We start from the raw sequence: 25,959 nt of genomic DNA, 5'->3' as shown, positions 1-25,959 counted from the left end.
TTGCCTCATTCAGCGAACAAATCGTTAGCAAGCTAAGTTTAGTCTATGCGACCGTGACACAATTTGTATTTCTTTCCGCTGCCGCATGGGCATGGATCGTTGCGTCCAACCGCGTTGGCGCTGCGGGTTTTAGGCTTTTTCGGACCCTCTTCCGCTTTCGCGTCGACGGCTTGGCCTTCCGCTACCGCCTCGCGCTTCGGAGCCGTTTCAACTTGCGCCCTCATGATGTACATCGTGATCTCTTCTTCGATCCGCTCGATCATGGAGAGGAACATGTTATGTCCTTCGAATTGATATTCGCGAAGCGGATCGTTACCGCCGTAAGCACGCAAGTGAATACCTTGGCGCAAATGGTCCATAGCATCGATGTGGTCCATCCATTTGCTGTCAACGGCGCGGAGAACGACCACTTTCTCGAATTCGCGCATCGTATCGAGACCGATGGACTCTTCGCGCTCATCATATAATTGCTCGACGCGCTCTACGAGCATGTCGATCATTTCCTCTTTTTCCTTGCCCCATAGATCGTCCTTGCTTAACCGGTCTTCCGGCAAGAAATGCGTATGAGCGTAAGTAACGAGGCTGTCCATATCCCAATCTTCCGGAACATCGTTATCCGAGCAATGGCTTTCGACCGCGCGGGTAATGACGGAACGAACCATTTCCGCAATGACATCGCGTATATTATCGGAATTGAGAATTTGACGGCGATCTCCGTAAATTTTCTCCCGCTGCAAGTTAATGACGTCATCGTATTGGAGAACGATGCGCCGAGTATCGAAGTTGCTGCCCTCGACGCGTTTCTGAGCGGACTCGATCGCGCGCGAGATTAGACGGCTCTCGATCGGAGAATCCTCGTCGAAGCCCAGTCGCTCCATCATGCCCATAATATTGTCCGCGCCGAACCGGCGCATCAACTCATCCTGCATGGACAGGTAAAATTGCGACGAACCCGGGTCGCCTTGGCGGCCTGCGCGTCCGCGAAGCTGATTATCGATACGGCGGGATTCGTGGCGCTCGGTGCCCATAATATGAAGTCCGCCAATATCCGCTACGCCGGAACCAAGCAAAATGTCCGTTCCGCGGCCCGCCATATTCGTCGCTATCGTAACGGTACCATGCTGGCCGGCATTGGAAATAATAGCGGCCTCCTCGGCATGGTACTTGGCGTTGAGAACTTGGTGAGGAACACCTTTCTTCTTAAGCATGTCGGCAATGCGTTCGGAGTTCTCGATCGACACGGTACCGACCAATACAGGTTGTCCCGTTGCATGACGGCGTACGATTTCCTCGACGACGGCACGATACTTGCCGTTCTCCGATTTGTAGACGACGTCCGGAATATCCGTACGAATCATCGGACGGTTCGTCGGCACTTGGATTACATCCAAGCCGTAAATCCGTTTGAACTCTTCTTCCTCTGTCTTGGCAGTACCGGTCATGCCGGCAAGTTTGCGATACATCCGGAAGTAGTTCTGGAACGTAATGGTCGCCAACGTCATGCTCTCGTTCTGAACCGTAAGCTGCTCTTTCGCCTCGATCGCTTGATGAAGACCCTCGCTGTAACGACGGCCGGCCATAAGACGTCCTGTAAACTCGTCGACGATAATGACTTCATCTTCTTGAACGACATAATCGACATCGCGTTTCATAATATATCTTGCGCGGAGCGCTTGATTGACGTGGTGGTTGAGCGTCACGTTGTCGTGAGCGAATAGGTTCTCGATATTAAAAGCGCGCTCCACCTTCGTAACCCCTTGCTCAGTCAGGGCTACGCTGCGCATTTTGATATCGACGGTAAAGTCTTCTACATCCGTAAGCCTGCTAACCAGACGATCGGCCGCATAATACAGCTCCGTCGATTTCTGGGCTTGCCCCGAGATGATCAGCGGTGTCCGCGCTTCGTCGACGAGAATGGAATCCACTTCATCGATGATGGCATAGTGAAGCGGGCGCTGAACCATCTGTTCCTTGTACAGGACCATGTTGTCGCGCAAATAATCGAACCCGAATTCATTGTTCGTTCCGTAAGTGATGTCGCAGGCGTAAGCCTCTTGCTTCTCCTCGTGGGTAAGGCCGTGTAAGTTGCAACCGACGGTCATGCCGAGGAAAGAATAAATTTGGCCCATAAGTGCGCTATCGCGTTGAGCCAAGTAATCGTTGACGGTAACAACGTGCACGCCTTCGCCAAGAAGCGCGTTCAAATAGACGGACAGAGTACCGACTAGCGTTTTACCTTCTCCGGTTCTCATCTCGGCAATCTTACCGTTATGCAGAACCATACCGCCGATTAACTGCACGTCAAAGTGACGCATGTTGAGCGTGCGTTTGGACGCTTCCCGCACGACCGCGAACGCCTCCGGAAGAATGTCTTCCAAAGACTCTCCTTTGGCTAGACGGTTGCGGAATTCATCTGTCTTGGCGCGAAGCTGTTCATCGCTTAATGATGTAATGGAGGACTCCAGTCCATTGATCTGATCAACGGTCTTAAGGAGCCGTTTCACTTCACGTTCATTGGCATCTCCGAATATTTTTTTGACAAGTCCGAGCATATAGGAAGTACCCCTCTCTCTCGCGGGTCTAACAACATCTTCTCATTTTAGCAGTTTGGCGAAAATGGGGCAAGGAAGGGGGCGGGGAGTTGTAAAATTACGGGCAACCCGGTCATTTTCGGCAACACTCTAAATTTTTGTACAAGCGCAAAAAAGCCCCAGCTATATTAGCCGAGGCTTACTTATCAAATGTTATTCAGCAGATTCGATTAACCCATACTTGCCGTCATTCCGACGATATACGACACTTATTTCCTTAGAGGCTGTGTTAGCGAATACGTAGAAATTGTGCCCTACTAGGTTCATTTGAAGAATCGCTTCTTCCACATCCATCGGCTTCAAGTTAAATCGTTTCGTTCGTACTAGCTCCAGATCGTCCTCTTCATCCCTAGAAAGTGTCGTTACACCCTGACCATTGCCGGCATCTTCCTTAAAAAGTGCTCTAGCAGAACCTGCTTCTCGGAAATTACGATTGATTTTCGTTTTGTGTTTACGAATTTGGCGTTCCAGTTTGTCCACTACAAAGTCAATCGATGCGTACATATCCTCTCTTTTCTCCTCTGCGCGCAAGAGCGCTCCAGGGAGAGGGATCGTAACCTCAATGGCTTGCTGGCCTTTGGTGACGCTTAAGGTTACGGTTACATCTGATTGGGGAGGTGCTTCAAAATACCGCTCAAGACGACTTAGCTTCTTCTCCACATAATCTCGAAGAGCATCTGTCACTTCCATACGCTGACCACGAATGATGTATTTCATGGGCATTCCTCCTTTGCATGACTCTATGATAACACACCCGAGGGAGCCGTTTCAAAACATTCCGATAATAAATTTGAATTTTTAGATAACTTGGCTCATATGCTGCAAATTTAAAATTTAAATTAAAAAAACCCTGGATTTCTCCAGGGTGGCGTGGCAGATACATTAACACATGTAGCCCACATCTTGTATGATTGTTCGACGCGATTGCGCCGTTATGATTACACTCTAGTAACGTTAGCTGCTTGAGGACCTCTGGCACCTTGAACGATGTCGAACTCTACGGTTTGACCTTCTTCAAGAGCTTTGTAGCCGTCCATTTGAATAGCGGAGAAGTGAACGAACACGTCGCCACCTTGCTCTGTCTCGATGAAGCCGTAACCTTTTTCTGCGTTGAACCATTTAACTTTACCTTGCATGTGTTAAACATTCCCTTCATATTCAAATGACGTTAGACATAGGCATTTCGGCCCGGCCCACATTTCGAATATAACATCAGGTAAAGATTGGTGTCAATGGTTTTTTGTAAGCGTTTTATTTAAGAGGAAAAAGAAAAGCGCGGGTGCTCCGCGCCTACCACTTCTTATCTACAAAGTAGCTATCTATCGCAGTGTCCGCTCCGTCATACGCGTCCTTCTGCTTGCGGAAATCTGTAATCTTGCCCAAGTGTTCTGCAGCTTCTGCTTTAAGCTCTTCCATCCTGCTCATGATGACTGCATCCCAGTCGGCCAACCGTTTAGCAGCTTCCTGATAGCGAAGTCGTTCAGGCGCATTATCAGGAAGCTCTGCATCGAGCCGTCTGATTTGAATGAGCAGCTTAACGCGTTCTTCCATAAATTCAGCCCACTGCTCATCCTCCATACTGTCCGAGCGAAGGGCTGCAGCTTCAGTAATGCTTACCAATGAAGCGAAGAGCTCATCCATGGCTCATTTCCGTTTGAGCGGAAACAGCCAGCTTAGAAGCCTGGATCCACGTTTCTTTTAATTCGATCAGATGCTGCAGCACTTCTTCGGCTGGTTCGGTAGATTTCTTGATGTTTGCCTGCGTTAGCCGATAGTTAAAATATTCATAGAGCGACAATAAGCTTTCAGCAATCGGTGAATTGCGATCTAACGTAATCGCGAATTCGCTAACGATGCTTTGGGCTTTGACAAGTTGGGTGTTGGCTTCTTCGTAATTACTTTGTCGAATGTTCTCAATACCTGATCTGCAGAAACGTATCGCGCCGTCAACTAACATAATGAGCAATGTAGCCGGCGCAGCGGTTTGAACAGAAGTCTCCAGGTACTTATTTCGTTGGGCCTGTATCATCCATGTTCCTCCTAAGGATGTGTGCTCGTGACTGTTCTGAGTTGTTATCTATTTTCCCCCGCCAAATTGCTGAGCTAAGTACGCACTCTGAGTATTCATTTGATTGATATACTTTTCCATGGCCGTGAATTGGTTGTAGTATTTGGTTTCAAGAGCATCCAAACGCACACCCATATCATAAATCCGTTTATCATAATCACGAGTTTGTTTACCAATTGTGAACGTAGTATCAACACTTGAAATGGTACCCGCTTTTTTCTTAATCTTAGCCATTAGAGCATCCGCTTGCTCGACAAGTCTCGTAGCAATGCCATCAGCAGTATTACTTGAAGGATCGCTGTCTTTTGCGGTGAATAAAGCCGCGACCTCATCAGGTTTCTCGGCGATCATTTTTTTGAGCTGCGTAGGGCTCTCGATGTACAGTTTGCCTTTCTCCGCATAAGATCCAGTTACGATTCCAAGCTGGCTCAGTTGTTTCAGATCCCCACTGGGCAACCCTGTGATTACGGAGCTTATGGACGTACGGAAACCAGCAAGAGCGCTCGAGATCATTTGATCACTGCGAAGCATACCGCTTTGTGCTTTTTCGTTCCATTTTTTGATGTCGTCTTCCTTCATATCTGCTTTTTGCTCATCGGTAAGCGGAGGAAAGTCTCTGTATTTCTTTTCATCCAATGTCTTATTAACGGAATCAATAAGCTCGTTGTATTTATCAACGAATGTTTTGATTTTATCATATACGGCATCCGTATCTTGAGTTACCGTAATCGTCTGCATACCCCCTACAGCCTTTGCCGTAAAGTCTAAACCATTAATATTGAATGAGTTGGTCGAGTAGGTTCCAAGAACACCATTAAATTTAATTGATGCATCCAATCCCGCATCCGACACTTGAAAATAATCTCTCGATGTAACCACGAGACTATCCAAACCGCCAGCATCATGAATACCAAGCTTAATCAGGGCATCCGTAGAATCTGCTGTAATGTCCGTGATGACGATCTTTTTCGTGGGATCAGGATCTGTTTGGTCAGTTGGATTCGTAAACGCAAGGTGATTGGTAGAGTCTATTATCGCAGACATACCTTTCTTCCCTACTTCTGAACTATTAATCTGCTTAATCAAAGTACCTAAAGTTGTCGTCTTGGAAATCGTAAATTCAGACACAGCGCCGCCATAAGAAACACTAATCGTCTGATCAGCAGTTAACGAACTGTTAATCACGGCATTCTCTCGATCTGCGAACGTTGTTGCTCCGGTCAAGAGAGAACCTGGAACCACCGCTCCAGGGTTCCCAAGATTTAAAACGTTCTGAAGCAGCCCGCTGTCTTGCGATTGCAAACTAACTTTGGCAGCGAGTCCCGTGTTGGAAGACGTGAAGAACAGATGATCTAGGTTCGCATCATAATTAAGCTTCACGCCAGTAGCACCTGACTTGTCATTAATCGATTTAACAAGAGAATCTAAGGTGTCCGCACCCTTGACCTCAATAGTAGTCGTGCCCTTCTCACCGGCAACAGTTAAAGTCGTAAGGCCGCTAAAGGAACCAATATCGCTAAGCTTAGTACTTAATCCTTGTTTCGCTTTCGCTCCAATAGGTCCAGTGGAGTTCAGCTTAGCCCCCTCTGCTAATCCAATCACTTCAATCTGATAGATCCCTTCCGCCGCAGTCGCAGTTCCCGATACAGAAATAGAGCTGTCATTGGATGAGATAGCTTTCTTATTGCTAAAGTTAGAATCAAGCTTCATATTAAATACTTGGTTACGGAATTCAAGAACCTTAGTATTCACGCTCCGATAAGCATCACGTTGCCATTCTAACACGGTTTTGGAAGCATTTAGCTTATTGAGGGGAGCCCTGTTAGCCTTCATCAAGTTCTTAACCATCGTATCGATGTCCATACCCGATGCGAGTCCTGATATTCTCTGTGAGCTAGAAACCATAATCCTTCACCTCCATAGTATTCGTGATGCTTTATCTACGTTCGTCTACCAAAATTCCAGCCTTCTCCCACAGGTTTGCTAAAAAATCCAGGTTTTTCTCAGGAGGAATTTCACGAATGATTTCCCCCGTTTCTGAATTGAGAACTTTAACCGATATATGCTTTGTTCTTTCGTGAATAGTAAATTGCAAAGACGTCGTCGCACCTTCAATAGCCTTAATAGCTTTCTCTATCGCGCGTAACACCTGTTGATCACTGATCGTGATTTGGCCTCCCAGATGTTCTGTTTGTTTCAACGTAGTCAGACTGGGAAACTCCGTAACAGCCAACGGGGTCTCCGTAGCAGATGATACATTTCTTTCAGGAATGCTTGCTGGTTGAAGCGCCTGTGTCCAATCTGCCGTCGAATTATTGCCGATATTAGGTAATCCTGCTTCCAAGATAAACCCCTCCAATAGTCATATACTTTATTATCGGAAGGTAGAGCATATAATTTTAGAATTAATTGGTAGAGGAGATTAAATAATATCTTAGAACCTTATGAACAGCCGCTACAACATCTCGAATATCGTTGTCCGTCATTCTTGGGAACAACGGAAGCGTTAAGATTCTCTGATACATATCTTCGGCTATTGGACAAATCCCCTTCGTATAACCAAGCTTTTGATAATAAGGTTGAAGATGAACTGGGATATAATGAACATGGACGCCAATATTTTCCGCTCTTAATGCTTCGAATAATTCTTTTCTTGAAACACTAAATTTGTCCAAATCGAGTCGAATTACGTAAAGATGCCAACTCGAAAGAGCATCCGGATGCTGTTCCGGAACACTAATCCCATCTATCCCTCTCAACGTCTCTGAATAGTAGTGAGCGATATCCCGTCTACGTTGCACGAAATCATCCAGTTTGTCCATCTGAGATACGCCAAGCGCTGCTTGCATATCCGTAATTCGATAATGATAACCTAGTTCTTGCATTTCGTAATACCATGGCCCATCATTTTTCCAAAGGACTTCAGGGTCTTTGGTTATACCGTGATTGCGAAATAACAGAAGTTTTCGATAAAAGGTCTCGTCGTCCGTAACAATGACTCCACCTTCGCCAGTAGTTACATGCTTAACTGGATGAAAACTAAACATCGTCATATGTGCCCAAGTGCCGATTTTTTTCCCTTTATACTCTGCTCCAAATGAATGGGCTGCATCATGAATCACCGTTAGGTTATGACGATTCGCAAGATCCATAATGCTGTCTATCTCAACTGGTTGTCCTGTAAAATCAACCGGAATAATAGCCTTAGTTCTGGAAGTTAGCAACCTTTCGATCTCCTCTGGATCGATGTTGTAAGTATCCGGTTTAATATCCGCAAATATCGGCGTGCCGCCTTGGTATAGAATGCAATTGCTACTAGCGAGAAACGTCATAGGTGTAGTAATAACCTCGTCCCCACTACCAATTCCCGCAGCGAAGCAAGCCCCATGCAAAGCACCTGTTCCACTGGAGAAAGCAACAGCAAATCTGACACCCGCATATGCGGCTACTTTCCCTTCGAATTCAGAAATCTTCGGACCTTGGGTAATGAAATCTCCGCGCAGCACTTGGACAACAGATTCGATATCAGCTTCATCAAGCCATTGCTGACCGTAAGCAAGCATAGTCTTACGCATCGGCCGGCCCCCATGCAAAGCTGGAATGTCATGGTCCAAAGAACTGAAACTCATATTCCCAGACCTCCTGATTTGATCCATTCTTCCGTGCGAATTATGCCTTCTTCCAACGTTACTTCCGGTTTCCATCCGAGTAACTCTTGTGCTTTCTCATAATTGCACAACAACTTCTGGATTTCACTTTGAGGGTGAATGTGTGGTACATGGCGGATACGCGATTCGTCCCCGACAACAAGCTGAGCCAAATCGTTGATCGAAATGTCTTTGCCTAAACCAGCATTTACGATTTGACCATTAACCGCTTCTGAATACCCTGATTCCACGACGAACCGCGCACAATCCTCTACATACAATAAATCACGGGTTTGAGTACCTTCTCCATATATATTCAGATCGAGACCCGTCAATTTATTGCGGATGAAGATAGCCACTACTCCGCCCTCACCACCTGTTTTCTGGTAAGGGCCATAAGTATTAAAGGGGCGAATGACAACCACAGGTAAATCGTAGGAAAAGTAATAAGACAGCACCATATTCTCCGCAGCAATCTTGGCCCCAGCATAAGGTGATGCTGGCTTAATCTGATGCAATTCGGTAATCCCTGTTTCTTCAGTACAGCGGTCATAAACCATACAAGTACTCATGAATACCACTTTTACTTTGTGTTTCTTGCATTGTTCCATAATATAAAACGTACCGACTGTATCATTAAAAAAAGTTGTGTGCGGGTCGTCAATAGAATCCTGAACGTTAATGGACGCGCCTAAATGATAGCAAATATCGAATTTGTTTTTCGTAAATAATTCAGCTAATAATAGTTCATTTTTGATATCGCCCACAATTAAATCTATTAATCCAGAATGATTAATAAATTCTTGTATATTAGCTTTGCTTCCATTAGATAAATCATCAAGAACCCATAGTTGATGCCCATCTTTCAGAAGCTTATCTACTACCCATCGTCCGATAAAACCTGCCCCGCCAGTCACTAATATATTCATACCTAATTCCTCCCTACTACAGCATCGTTCTTCCTAGAACAAATGCTTCAGCTGCATCTCTGCTAATTGTCGCTCCGCGCCATCTTGCTAGATGATCCACTGCCTTGATGGAGCGGGTATGTGGCCATTCACGCATTTCAGTGTGATAAGCTTCCAATGCTTTAAGCTTTAATTCTAAAGTATCCGAAACGTCTACAAACCAATTCGGAGCAAAATGTGGAGCCGATCCTGGCGTCATCCACTCTGTGCTGGACGGCACTTCAAAGTAAAGCAAATGATTTACTCTATGGTTGCCCGGTATTGGTCTACATGCTGTCAAGACAGCTTCATGAATACGCCTATGGTCAATATTAACGTCTCCAATGTGATGTGTGTAGACTACATCCGGACGATATTTATCTAGAAGAAATTCTACTTTTTTAATAATTTCCAACCTGTCAACGCTATCCATCCGATTATCCGCAAACTCCTCTAAGGTTACACTGTCCACCCCCAGAATTTCATTCGCTTTATAAGCCGCAGCCCCGAGCTCTGATAAGTCTTTGGAACGCGTAGAACGGTCTCTATATTCATCACGACTTGTTAAGCCTTCCGCAAGAATGACTACACTCACTTCATCGCCATCATGCTTATGTTTAGCCATAGTTGCGCCACAGCCCAGAATCTCATCATCCGGATGTGCAGCGATTACAAGAACCTTATTTCTTGTCATAGTGCTCCCCACACTTCCTGATCAATATTATTTTTTCAATTCAACACATATATTCCACGAAGCAAAAGTAAAATTTTTTTGAGGGACTTCTTCTCTAATAACTTTATGTTCGAGTTTTAGGAAATTAAATTGCTTGAATAGATCCTCAATATGATCTTTATCAGAAAAGTGCACTCGTCCTGAATTAGCCAAATGACCCGTGGGTATATTGGTCTTTGTAAAAGCATCAACTATATCCCCCTGATGGTAGTCGGAATGTTCAGTAGAGTACCAGTCGATTCCGATAAACTTACCAGACGGAGTTAATCTATCTTCACACAATCGAATTGTATTTTGGATGCTTTCTGTAGAATTGGCGGACAAGGAGCATCTGTCAATAATCAAATCAAATTTGATATCAAATGGGATATCTTTTGTGAAATCGCCCTCGATAATCGTCAAATTGCTGTCATCATGAAAGCGTTCATTCAACTTCCTGACCATAGTAGAACTGCCTTCAATGGCATAATATTGTACTTGAAGAGACTTAAAGAACGGAATATTAGCGCCCGCCCCACAACCAAGTTCCAAAACCTTAGTTTCTTGATTTACTGGTTCAGCATAACGCATTACATATGAAACAAGATCACTCCATGGCCAAACGCTAATATGTGCTTGCTCAGCATACAATTGTTCCCACTCATTAGAAAATCCCATTTTTCTTACCCCCATATCTTATTGTTATCCGTTGTGTTCATCCAAAAATCAACTATGCTTATATAAGGCAAAAACTCCCCCCATAGCTGTGGATATACGGGGTGAACGTAGTTTTGATATTCAATCTTGATTTCGCGCCCCTCAAACTTCTGTTCCTCTAGGTAGTCTTTTCCGAGAGCACCTGAGATGTAATCCGTAGCACCAAACTTTACACACAAATCAAATATGAGATCGGATTTTTTACTTTCCATTTGTAAATCACTTAAGCGGACGATAGGAGTTTGAATTCCTAATTGCCTAAACCAGAAATGCAGTTGATGCAAACAAAGCTCACTCAAGAATTGAAAATCTGGTTCATATAATTTTTCCAGTTGGGGGAAACACTCCTCGAAGCGAGGTGCTTTTTTATAATTCAGAAACATAGATTTTAAGTGGCTTTTTTTCCAGTCTACGGCTGAGTCTATCTCCACTTCAAGCAAAGGAATGTCCCGATGGCCTTTTGACTTCACGGGTATAGACAACCACATTTCGCCATTTGGTGTTTTAATTTTATTTCTATTAATATAACTTCGAGTCTCGTATTGGACTGAATCCAAAAATATATAAAGATCGCTTCGATTGATTTTATCAAAATAACCTAACCAAGGAAGATAGGCAGGTTGATGAGCCGTTAAGATCAATTTTCATCACCCTTTATCCTTGGTAAGATAATATCCTTCCTTGACCTTCATAGGATTGCCAATAACAAGTGAATACGGAGGTATCTCCACTCCTTCAACAATCGTTCCCGCAGCAATGACCGAATGGTGCCCAACCACAGCCCCGCCTTTGATAAAGCTATGGGAACCGATGAAGACATGCTCACCAATTATTATATCTTTGCGCTCTATTTCTTCAGACAAGCCAATGCATTTGCGATGAGAATCCGCACAATTGATCGAAACAAATGATGCAATATCACAATGAGAGCCGATAAGTACTTTTGCACCCTTAGCATTAATTTCAGATAAGGCTCCAATATAAACTTCTTCTCCAATTTCCGGTTCGCCGTTAATCCATACCATAGGATGAAAAGGATTATCTTGGAAATGAGTCATTTCAACGAAATATCGTTGGTATTCTTCCCTATTCATGATAAGAAATCACCCCACTGAAGCAAAGTTCCCTTCGCAATAAATCGTGGTGTCTTTTTGCTTAAGACTTCTTCGAATAAATGAGGAGGCAAGCCATTACCGGGTCTTCGAAGACCAACATTCTCAGAGGTTAACTGCTCGCCCTCGTAGATATCTTTCACCGCAACGATGCTTCTTCGCGCCAAAACCCTCATTTCTTCTTCCTGCTCCGTCGGCCTTACAAGAGAGTTGCCTAGCATTTTGTATCCCGTTCGAATTGCTAGTGCCCATTCTCTTAAACTGTCTGGATTTTCCGAGAACCAATGATCAGGCCCTGGCAGCCCCCTGTCCAATGTAAAATGTTTTTCGAAGAAACAAGCACCGAATGCCACTGCGACCGTAGAGGCATAGTATCCTTGGGAATGATCAGAAAAACCGAGACATAAATCGGGGAAAGCACCAGCCAACGATCTCAGCTTGAGCAAATTGACATCCTCAGGCGGTGTTGGATATTGAGAAGTGCAAAGCAGCAAAATAGTAGGATAACCATTCAAAGAACCTAACGATTGAAGTGCTGTATAAACCTCTCCCAGATCAGACATGCCACACGAAACAATCATCGGAAGTTTCGTCTTGGCATAGCTTTTCAGAAGGGGAAGGTTCGTGAAATCATCCGATCCTACTTTAATGGCAGGAACCCCAAGTTCCAATAAGAGATCGAGATCTGAACGGTTCTGAGGAGTAGAGAGAAATAATATCCCTTCCTCATCACATTTCTGTTTAATGGCGAACCATTCATCACGTGAAAATTCGCAACGCTTAAACATTTGAAACATGGATTCCGTAATCGTTTTCCCTTGGGACATGTAGGTATAGGTTTGATGTTCATCCGCAATAAATTCTTCGGCTTTGAACGTTTGGAATTTAACGGCGTCAACTCCAGCATCCTTAGCAGCCACAATCATTTGAAATGCAAGATCCAGGCTCCCATTATGATTGATTCCCGCCTCTGCTACAATGAACGGTTGCTTGCCATTTCCAAGAGTACGACCGCCAATGACAACTTCCTTACCCATTAATCTAAACCCCCGTTAGCCTTTTTTGAATGTATTCGGCGACCCGCGATGCTCCCCTACCATCTACTAGCGCGCTACCTAGTCGGCTCATCTTTAGTCTTATCTCATTTGATGATACCAATTTGTGAAAGGATTGCTGAAAAAGTGGTTTAGAAAGACTTTGAACATCACCAAGAGCTTCACATGCTCCATACCGTCCGAATGTCTCAACCAATTCCCTTTGATTCTCTGCTGTAATGACTGGACATGCTGGGATCCCCAGGCAAGCAAGCTCATACATAGTAGATCCGCCTGCGCATATAACTATATCCTGTTGGATTAACAAATCCGCCATGGCCTTAACATTGTGATACACTTTATATTCGTGCAACGACGGTTTATCCAAATATTCGAACAACTCTTGTTTGAATTGATAGTGAGACCCGAGAACAAGCGATATTTTCAAATTAAATGTTTCAAATTCGTTAAGCCATTCACAAAAATGCCGGGTAAGATTGTATTCATCCGAACCACCAAAGGTTAGTAAAATACGATTTACTCGATTCTCGATCAAATACTGTCCTTTAAGGTTGGAAAATGAAGGACGTAGCATCAAATAATTCAAGCCTAACAACATATTAGTCTGTTTGGTAGTCGAGTATTTCTCCCTGCTCGCGTAAATGTTGGGGTTCAGAATAGCATCACATTCATATACTGAAAGTAAGTAGATATCATCCACCACCATCGTCAAAACACGAGTAGATACGGCTGTCAAGTTTTCCTGATTCAATTGGTACGAATCCCATATTAAATATTTAATTTCATATTTATTTATAGATTCAAGTATTTGCAATGTTTCTTTCGATTTTTCATGTATACTCTCTACCTCAATAGTAAACTCCACAAAACCACGAAGGACTTCTGCGCCTCCGGAATTAGTGAGAAACACAACCCTGAAACCAGTTGCCTTAAGCTCTCTGGCTAGAGAAATGCACCTCATGACATGACCGGAACCAATTTCCCAGGATGCATCGCAACGAAACAGTATCCCCGTTGATTGATTGTTAAACATACTTCTTTTGTTCCACATCCGCATTAATAAGAGCCAGTTCTGGATTCAATTGCATTAGGCTAACCGCTTCTTTCCAGGTAAAAATTGCTCCAGGAATATATAGAAAGCCATATATTTTTTGTATCAATTCATAGTCTTCCGGAGTATCTAAAGTCCAGCGATATTGCGAGAAGTCACCATAATCGTTAGTGTCACTGTATATTCTAAATTGATTTGGATTTTCAAACATATAATCGCCCACGTGTTCTCTATGATAATCTTTCTTTGCTTCTAAGTGGGTTCTCTCTAAAGCCTTATAGGAAAACACCTCAGTATCCAAGCCTCGCGGCAGTGTTCTTTGCTCTACATTACTACAATAGTCGGCATCTGGTGCATTCATAAAGTATTGAATTGTCTTTTCCGATATTTCCGGATCAATCAAAGGACAATCAGAGGTTATTCTAACAATAACGTCTGCTTGGCTATATTTCGCAGCTTCATAATATCTTGAGAGTAGATCTGTTTCACTCCCTTGAAAAAATCTGACACCTAACCTCCGAGCCTCCTCGACGAGAATACCATCTGCTGGTGAGTCTGAGGTAGCAATCATAACCTCATGGACTGAAGGAATCGCTTTGCATCTTTCAATAACATGAGAAATTGTCGTTCTCCCGGCTAATTCAAGCATTACTTTTCCAGGCAATCGAGTAGATCCCATCCTTGCTTGGACAATGGCTACGATTTTCTTTCCCATCATACCAGCCCCTCTGTTATCAACCAATCTCTTAATATTTCTTTCCCTATCGGTTTACCCATTTGAAACTGAATATCCTTTAATCGAGAATAACCTTTTTCATCATATGGTTTTTGAGCAAAGGCCGGAGGGATGATATACATCGCATCCAGTTCAAATGCATTTCTTGACTCGTCGGATGTCATTAACTCCTCATACATTTTTTCTCCTGGCCTTAATCCTACAGTGCGCATAGATACAGTGTGGGATATAGTTTCACTTTTACTTGTTTCTTCTATGATGACTTCGGCCAAATCTGAAAGCTTGATAACAGGCATCTTAAGCACGAACACTTCTCCACCCTGAGCAATTGCCATTGCCTCAAGCATCAATGAAATGGCTTGACTAGGCGTCATCATATACCTGACCATCTCAGGATCTGTGATGGATAAATCTTTCTTCTCTCGAATTTGGGATTTAAAGAGTGGAATTACGGAACCTCTTGATCCCATTACATTTCCAAATCTGACTGAAAAGAGGATGGTAGGTTTTTCACCTTTATGATACTGAGCCGAAGAAATAAGCCGCTCTGCTGTCAACTTACTTGCACCATATGTATTGGTTGGAGCAATGGCTTTGTCCGTGCTCGTGAACAATACCTTGGAAACACCACAATAAAGTGCTGCCTGAATAACATTCTGGGTTCCGATAATATTGGTTTGTACAGCTTCGAATGGATTATATTCACATGAAGGCACATGTTTCATAGCCGCTGTATGAAAGACAAAATCCACTCCTTCCATCGCCCTGACCAATCTATCATAATCTCTGATATCTCCGATTAAAAATCGGATATTATCATGATTGGAATATTTTTGTTGTAGCTCGAACTGCTTATGCTCATCTCGGCTAAAAATTCTTATAACAGCCGGTTCTTTTTCTAACAAATGTTTAAGTAAATGCTGCCCGATTGTACCGGTTCCGCCGATGATCAGTATTTTTTTGTTTCGGTACATCTCGTTCATAGATCGTCACCCCAGTACAATTTATTTATTCTTCTTTAAGAGAAACATCTGATCCTGATTTTGACTGGAAGTATAGGTATATTTCTTTTCTCTAACTACACTTAAATCTGGAAAACGATCCAAGTAGAGCTTCATGAAGTTTGTTTTCCACATTTTTTCTCCCACGCCATGATAGTTCAGTTCTTGATAATTTTCCGAGAAGTATTCACAACCCCAAATGTATTGATCTGATACCCGATATATTTCATCAAGAGCCATCCCAATATCATCAGGGGCAATATGAATCAAAACACCGTTAGTAAACACTAAATCGAAACATCCATCCTTGAACGGCATTTGGAACGCCGACCCTTGAACCACATTCACACGTTTAAGTTTTTCTTTTGTTTTTTCAACTGCATACCACTGTAACTCGATTCCATATAAATTCTCATAACCCATTCTTTGCAACACTTCAAGCTGACATCCCACGTTGCAACCGACTTCTAAAGCCGAATTCAGCTGCACATTACTTAAAAATTCTCGATTCATTTCCGTCCGAGTTACTTCGAAATTTGATTTATAATAGTCTTCCATTTCATCAAATGTCAAAGAATTACGATCGGTATAAGCCGCTCCAAATTCACCATTCCAAAAATCCATTTGACTTGTTTTCATTCCGCAATCTCCTTACGAAGCATCATAGTATCAATAGCTTGGTGAACGTTATTCATAACTTCTTCAGCTAGACTTAGTAATGTGTGGCATTGATACATATACCGACCGAACACATCCAGTACTTTTTTCGTTTTGATAATTGGATCGTGAATCTCTTTGATCTCCCCAGCGGAACGGTTAAACCCGTCATAATAAATCCGAGCCATCGGTTGAATATAAACTTTGTAGAATGTATTGTGAAAGATGCGATTAAACAACTTATCAAATTCGGGAAACATCTTTAGTAAACGAATCCTGTTATTGACTTTCATCAGAGCTTCCATTTGTCTCATTTTCCGAATGATGGCTTGCAGATCTTTAGTGAGCTTCAAATGCTCTTTCCCCATGTTAACCTGACGATCATTGGCATACTGTAGGTCGTAGCCATCGTATTCAATTTGATACCATTTGGGCTTAACAATTTGATTGAGCAATTTTTGCTGCATTAAATGTTGCAACGGGATAAATTGAGTTCCGGCAATAGCCGCCCCACCCATGGTCGTGTTGATAACCTTTATGTTCGGGTGATGATTAAAGATATTTTCTAATGCCCTTCTCATTAGGCTGAGTTCGGGAAATGTAAGTACCTTGCCGCCATCTACACAGTCTGTCTCGATAGCCCGTAAATTATCTTCTTCTGTTAATTGATTGGGACGCGCTTCATAGTGGATTCCTTTACTATAATATTGTTTATTCCGAAGCGCCAAGTTCTGTCCAACCAAAATTAATTCACCAATTCCCAGCCTACAAAGCACTTCCGCCATAATTACCGCAATCGAGGGCTGATCTCCCACAAGTTCCCCATCATCAAGGAGCTGTTTTCCATTTAAATAGTGAAAGGCAGCTGTATCCTGACCTGTGACAACATGAATCTTAGGACCGGGATATTGACGTATCGTTTCGTATCCAACACTACTGCCATATATCAAGGGAATAGATTGAATTTGTTGTTGGATGATATCTTCAAACACGACATGATTGTAAGTAATGGGATCATAAGAACATACGGCATCAGGATAAATTCCGTATGAAATCAGTGCTTTGTTCGCCGATCCAACAGCAAATATATACGCCGTTTTGTCGCGCTTTATTTGAACCAAATTATCCAGTTCTTCGCTCAATGAAGGCCCTGCTGATACCAAGATAACCGGCTTGCCGACAAATACGTTCTTTAAATCACGAAGAATAGATGGAGATTCCAGAACGCTTTGGAAGTTCGCTCCTCCGTTATAGGTCCATAACTTCTCATATACCTCATTTGTTTGCAGGGTATTCGTGTGATGGCTGATAATAACTTTCAATCGACTTAAGAAGAATTTTGTCCGATCCGAGAACAGTCGCTCATAGACCGGCAAGGTAATGACTAATAATTTTCCATTTAAATTCTCAATGAAAGACAGCATATGGTGGTCAATATCATTGGGGTCGGCTTCCAAGTAAATGTTTTGGATATTTTTGAGATCCAGTTGTTCAAGAGTCCGTGAATTTAGCAAATGGTAAAAAAAGGGGATGTTTGTTTCGTAAAGTATGACCGTCTTATTGGGATATTTAGACATAAAAGCTTCTACATGATATCCCAAACCTACTCCATAAAAGAGTATATAATCATAATCCTCAACATCCTCATGTTGGGACACTAAGCCTTCGGCTTCTCTAATAGGGTCATACTGACTATGGATATAAATAGGTCGTTCAATACCTTCCAAATACAATGTAGGAACTCCGCTCTTAGAAGGAACAACATGAACTGGTTTCGCTACACACTGTTCCTCTACTTCCTGCATAGCTTTGACCAAAATGGGGAATTTACGTTCTAGCAGTCGATAGTTTTGTGCAAGCATCTTCATAATTCCCCACCAGTCAAGTTGCTTGCGAATGCATGATGTACCTCATTCAACAAAGAAGAGATCTCGTATTGAATCAAATCCCCGACCAATGTCATGTCCTGGACTGAAAGACCATCCCCAACCGCTGCAAGTATTATATTCAAGCGCTCCAATAACACCGGGAAATGCTTCCCATGCTTCAAGAGAACCACGTCCAATTGGCCGATTGAACGAAGAAGATTAGCCAATAACTCCATTCGATTTACTATATTATTGAACTTATCCCAATCAACCGTTTGACTCCCGGCATAAAATTGAACCGATATTTCGGTTGCCAATTGTTGGAGTTGTACAATGAAATCTAGACCGTCTGTTAATGTATGAGTGATAAGTTCCTCCAACGTACAAGATACCACCTGAATATTTCGAATCGTATCAATCCGAGCCGTTAATGAAGATAGAAATGGATCATAGATGTCGATACCATCCACATGAAGATGGCTGATTCTAAGATTCGCTGCCGATATTCGCTTTTCCATATAATAAAGCATTTCCTGCAGTCCCTGATCATTGTTCGTAAATTCTTGTACCTCATTTAATACTTCCAGTCTCATCATAGAACCCTCTCTAAATTGAAGAATGTAGTATTAATATCGGATGATTACAGTAGATTCATTAGCGTTTAATAATGAAAAAAAAGAAGCCCTCCTTTGTAGGAGAGGCTTCTTTGGTTTGAAATTAACGAAGAAGTTGCAGAACGCCTTGAGGTTGTTGGTTTGCTTGAGCCAGCATCGCTTGAGCAGCTTGGGACAGAATGTTGGATTTCGTGAAATCCATCATTTCTTTAGCCATGTCTACATCACGAATACGGGATTCAGCAGCCGTCAGGTTCTCAGAAGCTGTTTGCAGGTTGTTGATCGTGTGTTCCAAACGGTTCTGTACAGCACCCATTTTAGAACGCTGCGACGATACACTGGTTATTGCACTATCCAAAGACGTCAATGCTTGAGACGCAGAAGTAGAACTTGAAATATCAACCGAAGTCAGTCCAAGAGCAGCTGTGCGCATGTCGCCGATACCGAACGAGATCGTTTGACCACGGTTTGCGCCAATTTGGAATGTTACACCGCCACCACCAGCTGATTCAGTCTGTGCCGCGCTGAGGCCCAAATCAGAAACAACAGTGTTGCCCGCCAAATCCTTCAATTCAACTGGGCCGCTCTCACTTGAGATAACGAAACGACCATCATCGCTCGCAGTTACTTTAACATTGTAGATGTAGCCTACATCACCAGATACTTTCGTTGTGGAAGTGTTGTATGCGTTAATTGCGGCATTGATACCACTTTGAAGAGTAGCTGCACCGGAAGACATCTGCGTAGTGCCACCCGTGATTGCGAGGTTGGAACCATTGGCGCCACTGTATCTCAGCAGCACTCCGTTTACATACAGGTCAGCGGCAGCGCCAGCAGCGACTGTCGTTCCGTTATACAATGTTGTTCCGTTTGTTGATAAACCTGAGCTGATCTTTCCAAGAATACCGGTTGAGCCGGAAGCAATAGATCCACCCTCGCCTTTTTTGCCACTCTCAAGGACTAGTAGGCCATTTGTACCCGGGGTTGAGATGTATCCAGTAATGTGCGCAACATTTTTACCGGAAGCGTCAATTGCTGCATTGATAGTGTTTACGATAATGTCTTTTGCAGCATTCTGAGTTGTCGAAGCCGTTGTAACGCCTCTCAAGATGTCTTGTTCAGCGCTTGATAGCAGTTCCCAGTGAACATCGATATTTGAACCATCGATTGTAAGCGTTTCTTTGGAAGAAAAGTCAGCTGCTACCAAAAGTGCGGAACCGGAAGCCAGTGTAGCACTACCGGAAAATTTTGCAGTCGTGAATTTCGCCACGGCAGCACCTGTAGTTCCGTTAGCTGTAGTACCTGCGCCTCCAGCAGATTTAAGAGCACCATTAAGCAACTTTTGCGTGTTAAACTCAGTTGTGTTACCGATACGGTCGATCTCGTCTTTCAGTTGTTTTACTTCTTCTTGAAGAGCAGCACGGTCATCCTTAGTGTTCGTACCATTCGCGGATTGGTCAGCCAATTCACGGATACGTTGCAGGATGGAGTGAGTTTCGTTAAGAGCACCCTCAGCCGTTTGGATCAGGGAGATACCATCTTGAGCATTCTTGGAAGCCATGTCAAGACCACGTACTTGCGCACGCATTTTCTCGGAGATTGCTAGACCGGCAGCATCGTCACCAGCACGGTTGATGCGAAGACCAGAAGACAATTTCTCGAGGGATTTGTTAGCGGAAGCCGTGTTGCCCGTCAATTGACGGTGAGTGTTCAGAGCAGCAATGTTGTGATTAATACGCATTAAATTCTTCCTCCTTGAAGGTTCGTGTTCCCACATCCATGTGGGTTCTGCTATTTAATAGGTCGGCCGCCATATTAAATTGCTTCTAAGTATATATATCGTATCTGGAGAGAGAGATGTTTAGAGGTATTTGAAAGTTTTTTCTAACTTTCATCCTTTTTCAACAATTTATGCAGATCTGCGGTTGCTACCTTAGTCTGTATAGCCTCTTTATTGGATTCTTGAATGGAATCATAGATTTCTTTGCGATAGATCTCGACGCTTTTCGGAGCATTTATTCCCAACCTGACCGTGTCACCTTCCACACTTAGTACGATCAATTCAATATTGTCTCCTATGATAATTGATTCGCCTTTCTTACGAGCCAGTACGAGCATACCGATCACTCCCCATCCCCGTCAGTCGTGGTAACACCCGAGGATTCCTTGCTTGCGGCAGTCTGACTTGACTGTAGTTCACTCTGTCCCGCAACAAGCGGATGCTTGGTCACATACTTCGTGTTCTGAAGAATGACTTGACGGCCGTTAACTTCCTTCGTATTAATGATGACTGGTGCAAGCAGGTTCATCGTAGCCGAGTGAATGTCTTCTTTCATCGTCACAACTGACCATACTTGGACATCCTTTTCATCGCCGATACGAAGGTCTTCTATGACTTGCTCAGATAATTGGATATCGTATCCTGGATAGAAAGTAAACGGATCTGTTAGCAAGAAAGCTACTTCGGCTTCTTCTACCGATTGCAAGTAAGAGAACGGAAGTTCTGGCTCGAGTTGTACTAGGACAAAGGCCTTTAACTGTTCAAAGCCCGGCATTCCATTTTCGAATCGAATAACTTGATTGTCGTCTACCTCTATATCGCCTAATACAACCGAATTTACGATCATCTATGCAGGCCCCAATCTCGGTAAGATTAAAATAAAAACTATAGACCCTGTGCACCTCTAACAGATGCACGAATGGTCTATAGTATAGTTCGACAATTTCTCTTCTATACCTCCACATTGAGCATTGGAGGAGGAGTAAATTCAACTCTGTTATACTTCAACATGCTAATGTCTAGCTTGCCGCGTTCATATTCGTGAATAGGGCGATTGACCCTTGTGTTTAATTCTACTCTGCCGGGTTCGACATCAATCGAAAAATCCCCGCGTATATACTCGACATCCACATTATCATAGGATGCATCGCCAGCTATGACGGAATATTCGGAGAACGTTCTCCTCCAGCCCTCGGCGAACTCTGCAAAAGGATTATTAGGATTCGTAAGATCTGCCATCCGATTGCCTTCCTCGACTCGTCTCTGTATCCCTTGAAGCGCAATCTGGGGAGCCATCGAATAGATCCGACTCATGGTCTGCAAATTATTGCCAAGGGCCAGCGCATCCCAGGCAGCGTCCTGGTCAATCTCGAATCGCCCTAGCGGCTGCCTAATGTGCAGTTGAGGCCGAATTTGCTCCATCTCGAAGGTAGGACGAGGCTGTTCCATGTGCTGCGTACCGATATCCGCATCGATTCCAAGCTGAGCGTAATCCTGCCGGATCTTGAGCTGGGGTATAGGAAACGTCATATTAACCCTCCATTAGCGGAGAAAATCTACCAAGCTTGGAGAAATCAACTTCGCACCTGCGGATAGAGAAGCTTGGTATACATTCTCGTCCATCTTAAGGTTCGTAATGACTTCGGACATATCCGCATCTTCCGTCTTGGATTGGATACTCGTCAGGTTGACGCTGATCGATGATAACCGATCCTGCACCAATGAAAGTCGGTTCGTACGCGCACCGACCTCTGCTCTCTTCTCCAGCAATGTGTTTAACCGTGTATCAACCTTGCCAATCAAATCGGAAACCTTGTTGCTGTTGCCAGCTGCCAAAGCTTCGCTAATTCTACGGATGACATGGAACACGTTGTCGCTGGAGTCATCGCCTATTGCTCCGCCAAATACATCATTCCCGATAATGTTGGCCGCTAACGTCACACCCGGTGCGAGCTCGTACTTAATCTGGCCTGTATCCGTAGAAACCTCATAGGCGGTAGGACTGCCCGGTTCACCTAGTCCCTGTTTCGGATATGGAGGCGTTTCCGTTAATTCACCATTGAAAACATACTTGCCATTAAATTTGCTGTTGCCGATTTCGACCATTTGCTTGTAAAGTTCTTTAACTTCCAAGTTAATGGAGTCGTAAGCTTCTTGTGGCAGCGAACTGCTCCCACCTTGCACAGCTAACTCCCGCAGTCGCTGCAGGACATCTCCAGCCTGCCCCATTGCCATATCCGAATAATCGAGCATGGAGGAAGCAGAATCAACGTTCTTAATATATTGATCATTAGCGGAAATTTCGCTGCGATAGCGCATGGCGAACGTCAATCCGACCGGATCGTCGGATGGAGCGTTAATACGCCTGCCGGTAGCCAATTGGTTCTGGAGGGTATTCATGCGACCAAGATTACCGGAAATATTACGCAACAATTGCGTATTCATCATAGTTTGAGTAACGCGGATTGCCATTATAGCTCACCTCACTTAGATTAACGGCCGCCTGTGCCCATTCCATTAATGACTTTGTCTAGCAATTCATCGATTACAGTCATATTCCGGGCAGCGGCATTGTAAGCATGCTGAAATTTAATCATGTTAGACATTTCTTCATCGAGCGATACACCGCTGACTGATTGTCTCCGGCCGTCGATCTGATCGACTAAGACTTTGGAATTGTTTTGCTGGCGAATGGACTCAGCCGATTGAACGCCAAGCTGTCCTGCGATCGAACGGAAGTAAGCATCGACCGTATTCAAGTTGACATCCGTAGCGGTTCCGAAGTTAAACCTGAAATCACGAGATTGGGAGAACAGCACGGCAAGAGAGTTATTCCCCTGCACAACCGACTCCGTGCCGGTGCCGTCATCAATCACTCTCATGGAAGCCGAAATCTTAGTCGGGTTGTCCGCGATTTCTTTATTTAATGTAAAGGAGGCTGCCGTAATTACTGCAGAAGTGCCGTCCGTGTTCGTGAAGAACGGTAAACCGACCGGAGCAGAAGAAAAGTTATATCCCAGTTGATGAAGAGCATTCAAGCCCTTGATCGTAACGGTAAGATCCGATCCAAGCGTCCGGTCGGCAACGGTACCCGTGAACAATGTTGTTCCAAGCATAGTACCCGAAGGAATAACCGAGCCTTTGGGCAGCGTGACTTCCACATCGCCATTGGCAACCGTATTCGCCAGCTTGTCCAAATCGTTTAAATAACCTTGGACAAATTTATCTCTAGAAGTAATCATTCCGAAAATCTCACCGCTGTTCAGAGTCCCGGCAGTAAATCCAGCATTCACGAAGGCGGTGTCTACGATCGTCGTCGGAGTAAAACCCGAGAGCAATTCAGTGCCGCCGGACTCAATCCGGTAGCCGTCAGGCAGTTCTTCAACCTTGATATTAATCATCTTGGAAAGCTCATCGGTCAATAAATCCCTTTGGTCACGAAGATCGTTGGCGTTATCGCCGAGTCCTTCGATTCGTACGATCTCGTTATTAAGTTGACCGATGCTGCCCAATCTGGAATTGACCTCTTTAATGCGTATCTCGATATTTTCGGTTAGATCGCCTTTCAAATCGTTCAATTGGGTTGCCATATGGTTAAAGGCATCGGTCATGGCCAACGCCTGTTCCCTAACGATCTTGCGGCCATCTGCATTCTCGGGAGCTTTGCTCATCTCGGACCAAGCATTGAAGAAATCGGCAATAACGGTCCGCAGTCCGCTATCGCTCGGTTCGCTAATGATTTTCTCTAGCTTCTCGAGCGTGTCTTGTTGAATGGAGTAATTGCCTAACGATTTATTTTCGTTACGGAACTGATCGTCCAGGAATTTCTCGCGTATCCGCGTAATCGAAGTAAACTCTACGCCCGTACCCAATTGACCTGGTATCGTCGAGCGGGACATGCCATAAGGCTCAAGTGATTTAGAAGCCGTCATATTCACGACCTGGCGGGAAAATCCAGCTGTGTTGGCATTAGCAATGTTATGCCCTGTCGTGTAGAGTGCCGCTTGCTGCGTAAATAAGGACCGCTTGGCAGTTTCCAACCCGTGAAAAGTAGATCTCATATAAGCACGCCCCCTTTCTTATGCTTTCGTGTCGAACTGACTCATCCGTATAAAACCCTGTTCCTGCAAGGATCGGTGGTAGGTAGCTTCTTCCTCGCTCGGTCCGGCGATCACATCAATGGAGTAATTAATATATTCTAAATGCAATTTAATCATCTGTTGATTCCTATCGTTAATCTCATGAAGCCGCAAGATCGCTTCCGACAAATCTTCGGCCGCTTCGATCAGAGCCTGCTTCAAAGCTGCTTTATGCACCAATTGGATCAGCTGTTCGATCCGGATGGTAGAGTTGCTGGCTATGCCCAGCTCTGCAGCAAACCGCTTAACGGACGCGATTCGAAGAGTCTCTTGCGAGGCGATGTCCTTCAGGAGTTTGCTCTCCCGATTCGTCACCTGCATAATGACATCCGTATGATTCGCCAGTATAGCCTCTTGCTTCTCCTGACCGAGGGCTATGAGTTGACGGTACAATGCTGTTAACGTTCTAATCGGGTCGAGAATCCCCTGAACCGCTTCATTCATCCTGGTCGCTCCTTGATCCAAAGTTACCTAATGAAAGGCAACAGCTTTTCTGCAATCTTGCCTGCGTCGACGTAATAAGTACCCGCGGAAACGGAGTTTTTCAACTCTTCGATTTTCTGGATTCTTTCGGCATCCGTCGCTTGTTGGGACTGAAGCAACTCCTGTGCCTCCGAGGAAATGGATACTTGATCCTTCTTCCTGAGGGATTCGGCGCCTTCTCCCGCACCCTTGTATTTTCCATATGATTTCTGAAGGTTGGCGATACGTTGCGACTCGTTAATTTTCATCTCATTCACCTCATAAGAAAAGAACCGATAATGTTAACACTATTATCGGTTCCGTTTATAAAATTATTAATAGTAACCACTTTATTGCCTGTCTTTAAGACGATTACCGATCTGATAAGCGCCTGAATGCTTATTCTCGTCGGGATTATGCTGCTGCAGGCCGGTCGAGTTTGCGTTCCTCACGTCCCGTTGCAGACGAGCCTTGCAGGAATCGCACATGTGGCCGTCACGGATAAGGGTACCGCATGTTTCGCAAGGATACGATAAATTCGGAGCATTGAGCAAGGATATCCGGCCTTCGCGGATCCACCGGGTAATCTGTTTAATACTGATCTCGGTATCGTCCGAGAGTTGCTGAATATTCAAGCCTTTATTTTCTCTTAAATATTGGACGCACCTCTCGTAATCCTTTTCCAACTCATTGTAACAATTGTTGCACATTTCACGTATAGTCTTGGCGTAGAGTTTATTACAACGGGGACAGTAAACTAAATTCATGCGTCCTCCTCCAATACCGACAATATTAAACCTCG

At 44.1% G+C, this 25,959-nt stretch carries 29 protein-coding genes; all 29 read right to left on the bottom strand.

What is annotated here, in order from left to right; translation table 11 throughout:
- Nucleotides 1–38: 38 nt before the first annotated feature.
- On the bottom strand, nt 39–2,552 hold the full coding sequence (gene secA / locus K7P76_RS10930; protein WP_232185325.1) for a preprotein translocase subunit SecA: 2,514 nt from the start codon (nt 2,550–2,552) through the stop codon (nt 39–41).
- 192 nt (nt 2,553–2,744) lie between these two features.
- On the bottom strand, nt 2,745–3,308 hold the full coding sequence (hpf, locus tag K7P76_RS10925; RefSeq protein ID WP_232185324.1) for a ribosome hibernation-promoting factor, HPF/YfiA family: 564 nt from the start codon (nt 3,306–3,308) through the stop codon (nt 2,745–2,747).
- A gap of 221 nt (nt 3,309–3,529) precedes the next feature.
- Nucleotides 3,530–3,727: a cold shock domain-containing protein gene (locus K7P76_RS10920; protein WP_115993872.1), complete on the bottom strand. Its 198-nt coding sequence runs from the start codon at nt 3,725–3,727 to the stop codon at nt 3,530–3,532.
- Between the two features lie 154 nt (nt 3,728–3,881).
- Complete coding sequence (locus tag K7P76_RS10915) at nt 3,882–4,232, bottom strand: flagellar protein FliT (protein WP_232185323.1); 351 nt, start codon at nt 4,230–4,232, stop codon at nt 3,882–3,884.
- Nucleotides 4,225–4,620: a flagellar export chaperone FliS gene (gene fliS / locus K7P76_RS10910; protein WP_232185322.1), complete on the bottom strand. Its 396-nt coding sequence runs from the start codon at nt 4,618–4,620 to the stop codon at nt 4,225–4,227. Before fliS ends, K7P76_RS10915 begins: the two co-directional genes overlap by 8 nt.
- A 48-nt stretch (nt 4,621–4,668) precedes the next feature.
- On the bottom strand, nt 4,669–6,564 hold the full coding sequence (gene fliD, locus K7P76_RS10905; protein ID WP_232185321.1) for a flagellar filament capping protein FliD: 1,896 nt from the start codon (nt 6,562–6,564) through the stop codon (nt 4,669–4,671).
- Nucleotides 6,565–6,595: 31 nt separating this feature from the next.
- Nucleotides 6,596–7,003, bottom strand: a complete 408-nt coding sequence (locus K7P76_RS10900; protein WP_232185320.1) for a flagellar protein FlaG — start codon at nt 7,001–7,003, stop codon at nt 6,596–6,598.
- Nucleotides 7,004–7,064: 61 nt separating this feature from the next.
- Nucleotides 7,065–8,273 carry a UDP-4-amino-4,6-dideoxy-N-acetyl-beta-L-altrosamine transaminase gene (gene pseC, locus K7P76_RS10895; protein ID WP_232185383.1) on the bottom strand — a complete coding sequence of 403 codons (1,209 nt, stop codon included), beginning with the start codon at nt 8,271–8,273 and terminating at the stop codon, nt 7,065–7,067.
- 11 nt (nt 8,274–8,284) lie between these two features.
- Nucleotides 8,285–9,235 (bottom strand): dTDP-glucose 4,6-dehydratase, encoded by a 951-nt coding sequence (locus tag K7P76_RS10890; RefSeq protein WP_232185319.1) that lies wholly within the window; start codon nt 9,233–9,235, stop codon nt 8,285–8,287.
- A gap of 16 nt (nt 9,236–9,251) precedes the next feature.
- A complete protein-coding gene (locus K7P76_RS10885; RefSeq protein WP_232185318.1) occupies nt 9,252–9,947 on the bottom strand; it encodes a PIG-L deacetylase family protein in 696 nt (231 codons plus the stop codon).
- 27 nt (nt 9,948–9,974) lie between these two features.
- The gene (locus K7P76_RS10880) at nt 9,975–10,643 is read right to left on the bottom strand and encodes a class I SAM-dependent methyltransferase (protein WP_232185317.1); all 669 of its coding nucleotides are present in this window, start codon (nt 10,641–10,643) and stop codon (nt 9,975–9,977) included.
- 5 nt (nt 10,644–10,648) lie between these two features.
- Entirely contained in the window at nt 10,649–11,323 is a 675-nt protein-coding gene (locus K7P76_RS10875) for a WbqC family protein (protein ID WP_232185316.1), read from the bottom strand.
- A gap of 6 nt (nt 11,324–11,329) precedes the next feature.
- Nucleotides 11,330–11,776 carry an acyltransferase gene (locus K7P76_RS10870; RefSeq protein WP_232185315.1) on the bottom strand — a complete coding sequence of 149 codons (447 nt, stop codon included), beginning with the start codon at nt 11,774–11,776 and terminating at the stop codon, nt 11,330–11,332.
- Entirely contained in the window at nt 11,773–12,831 is a 1,059-nt protein-coding gene (locus K7P76_RS10865) for an N-acetylneuraminate synthase family protein (RefSeq protein ID WP_232185314.1), read from the bottom strand. The genes K7P76_RS10870 and K7P76_RS10865 overlap by 4 nt, the downstream gene beginning before the upstream one ends.
- A 4-nt stretch (nt 12,832–12,835) precedes the next feature.
- Nucleotides 12,836–13,882: a UDP-2,4-diacetamido-2,4,6-trideoxy-beta-L-altropyranose hydrolase gene (gene pseG, locus K7P76_RS10860; RefSeq protein ID WP_232185313.1), complete on the bottom strand. Its 1,047-nt coding sequence runs from the start codon at nt 13,880–13,882 to the stop codon at nt 12,836–12,838.
- Nucleotides 13,875–14,618: a cytidylyltransferase domain-containing protein gene (locus tag K7P76_RS10855; protein WP_232185312.1), complete on the bottom strand. Its 744-nt coding sequence runs from the start codon at nt 14,616–14,618 to the stop codon at nt 13,875–13,877. Before K7P76_RS10855 ends, pseG begins: the two co-directional genes overlap by 8 nt.
- The gene (locus K7P76_RS10850; protein ID WP_232185311.1) at nt 14,615–15,619 is read right to left on the bottom strand and encodes an SDR family NAD(P)-dependent oxidoreductase; all 1,005 of its coding nucleotides are present in this window, start codon (nt 15,617–15,619) and stop codon (nt 14,615–14,617) included. The genes K7P76_RS10855 and K7P76_RS10850 overlap by 4 nt, the downstream gene beginning before the upstream one ends.
- A gap of 21 nt (nt 15,620–15,640) precedes the next feature.
- Nucleotides 15,641–16,276 (bottom strand): pseudaminic acid biosynthesis-associated methylase, encoded by a 636-nt coding sequence (locus K7P76_RS10845; RefSeq protein WP_232185310.1) that lies wholly within the window; start codon nt 16,274–16,276, stop codon nt 15,641–15,643.
- Entirely contained in the window at nt 16,273–18,162 is a 1,890-nt protein-coding gene (locus K7P76_RS10840; RefSeq protein ID WP_232185309.1) for a motility associated factor glycosyltransferase family protein, read from the bottom strand. The genes K7P76_RS10845 and K7P76_RS10840 overlap by 4 nt, the downstream gene beginning before the upstream one ends.
- Complete coding sequence (locus K7P76_RS10835; protein WP_232185308.1) at nt 18,159–18,758, bottom strand: DUF8042 domain-containing protein; 600 nt, start codon at nt 18,756–18,758, stop codon at nt 18,159–18,161. Before K7P76_RS10835 ends, K7P76_RS10840 begins: the two co-directional genes overlap by 4 nt.
- 121 nt (nt 18,759–18,879) lie before the next feature.
- Complete coding sequence (locus K7P76_RS33355) at nt 18,880–20,517, bottom strand: flagellin N-terminal helical domain-containing protein (protein ID WP_304518397.1); 1,638 nt, start codon at nt 20,515–20,517, stop codon at nt 18,880–18,882.
- 143 nt (nt 20,518–20,660) lie between these two features.
- Complete coding sequence (gene csrA, locus K7P76_RS10820) at nt 20,661–20,894, bottom strand: carbon storage regulator CsrA (RefSeq protein ID WP_232185307.1); 234 nt, start codon at nt 20,892–20,894, stop codon at nt 20,661–20,663.
- A gap of 5 nt (nt 20,895–20,899) precedes the next feature.
- Entirely contained in the window at nt 20,900–21,403 is a 504-nt protein-coding gene (fliW, locus tag K7P76_RS10815; RefSeq protein WP_232185306.1) for a flagellar assembly protein FliW, read from the bottom strand.
- 104 nt (nt 21,404–21,507) lie between these two features.
- Nucleotides 21,508–22,086 carry a DUF6470 family protein gene (locus K7P76_RS10810; RefSeq protein WP_232185305.1) on the bottom strand — a complete coding sequence of 193 codons (579 nt, stop codon included), beginning with the start codon at nt 22,084–22,086 and terminating at the stop codon, nt 21,508–21,510.
- 12 nt (nt 22,087–22,098) lie between these two features.
- Nucleotides 22,099–23,028: a flagellar hook-associated protein FlgL gene (gene flgL / locus K7P76_RS10805; protein ID WP_232185304.1), complete on the bottom strand. Its 930-nt coding sequence runs from the start codon at nt 23,026–23,028 to the stop codon at nt 22,099–22,101.
- A gap of 20 nt (nt 23,029–23,048) precedes the next feature.
- Complete coding sequence (gene flgK, locus K7P76_RS10800) at nt 23,049–24,617, bottom strand: flagellar hook-associated protein FlgK (RefSeq protein WP_232185303.1); 1,569 nt, start codon at nt 24,615–24,617, stop codon at nt 23,049–23,051.
- 18 nt (nt 24,618–24,635) lie between these two features.
- Nucleotides 24,636–25,139: a flagellar protein FlgN gene (locus K7P76_RS10795; RefSeq protein ID WP_232185302.1), complete on the bottom strand. Its 504-nt coding sequence runs from the start codon at nt 25,137–25,139 to the stop codon at nt 24,636–24,638.
- Nucleotides 25,140–25,162: 23 nt separating this feature from the next.
- Nucleotides 25,163–25,426, bottom strand: a complete 264-nt coding sequence (gene flgM, locus K7P76_RS10790) for a flagellar biosynthesis anti-sigma factor FlgM (RefSeq protein ID WP_232185301.1) — start codon at nt 25,424–25,426, stop codon at nt 25,163–25,165.
- An 81-nt stretch (nt 25,427–25,507) separates the two neighbouring features.
- Nucleotides 25,508–25,924 (bottom strand): flagellar protein, encoded by a 417-nt coding sequence (locus tag K7P76_RS10785; RefSeq protein ID WP_232185300.1) that lies wholly within the window; start codon nt 25,922–25,924, stop codon nt 25,508–25,510.
- Nucleotides 25,925–25,959 lie beyond the last annotated feature (35 nt).

This window comes from Cohnella silvisoli (assembly GCF_021190915.1).
Lineage (GTDB): Bacteria > Bacillota > Bacilli > Paenibacillales > Paenibacillaceae > Cohnella > Cohnella silvisoli.
The sequence above is the reverse complement of the archived record's forward strand: the minus strand, read 5'-3'. Positions and strand labels throughout refer to the sequence as shown.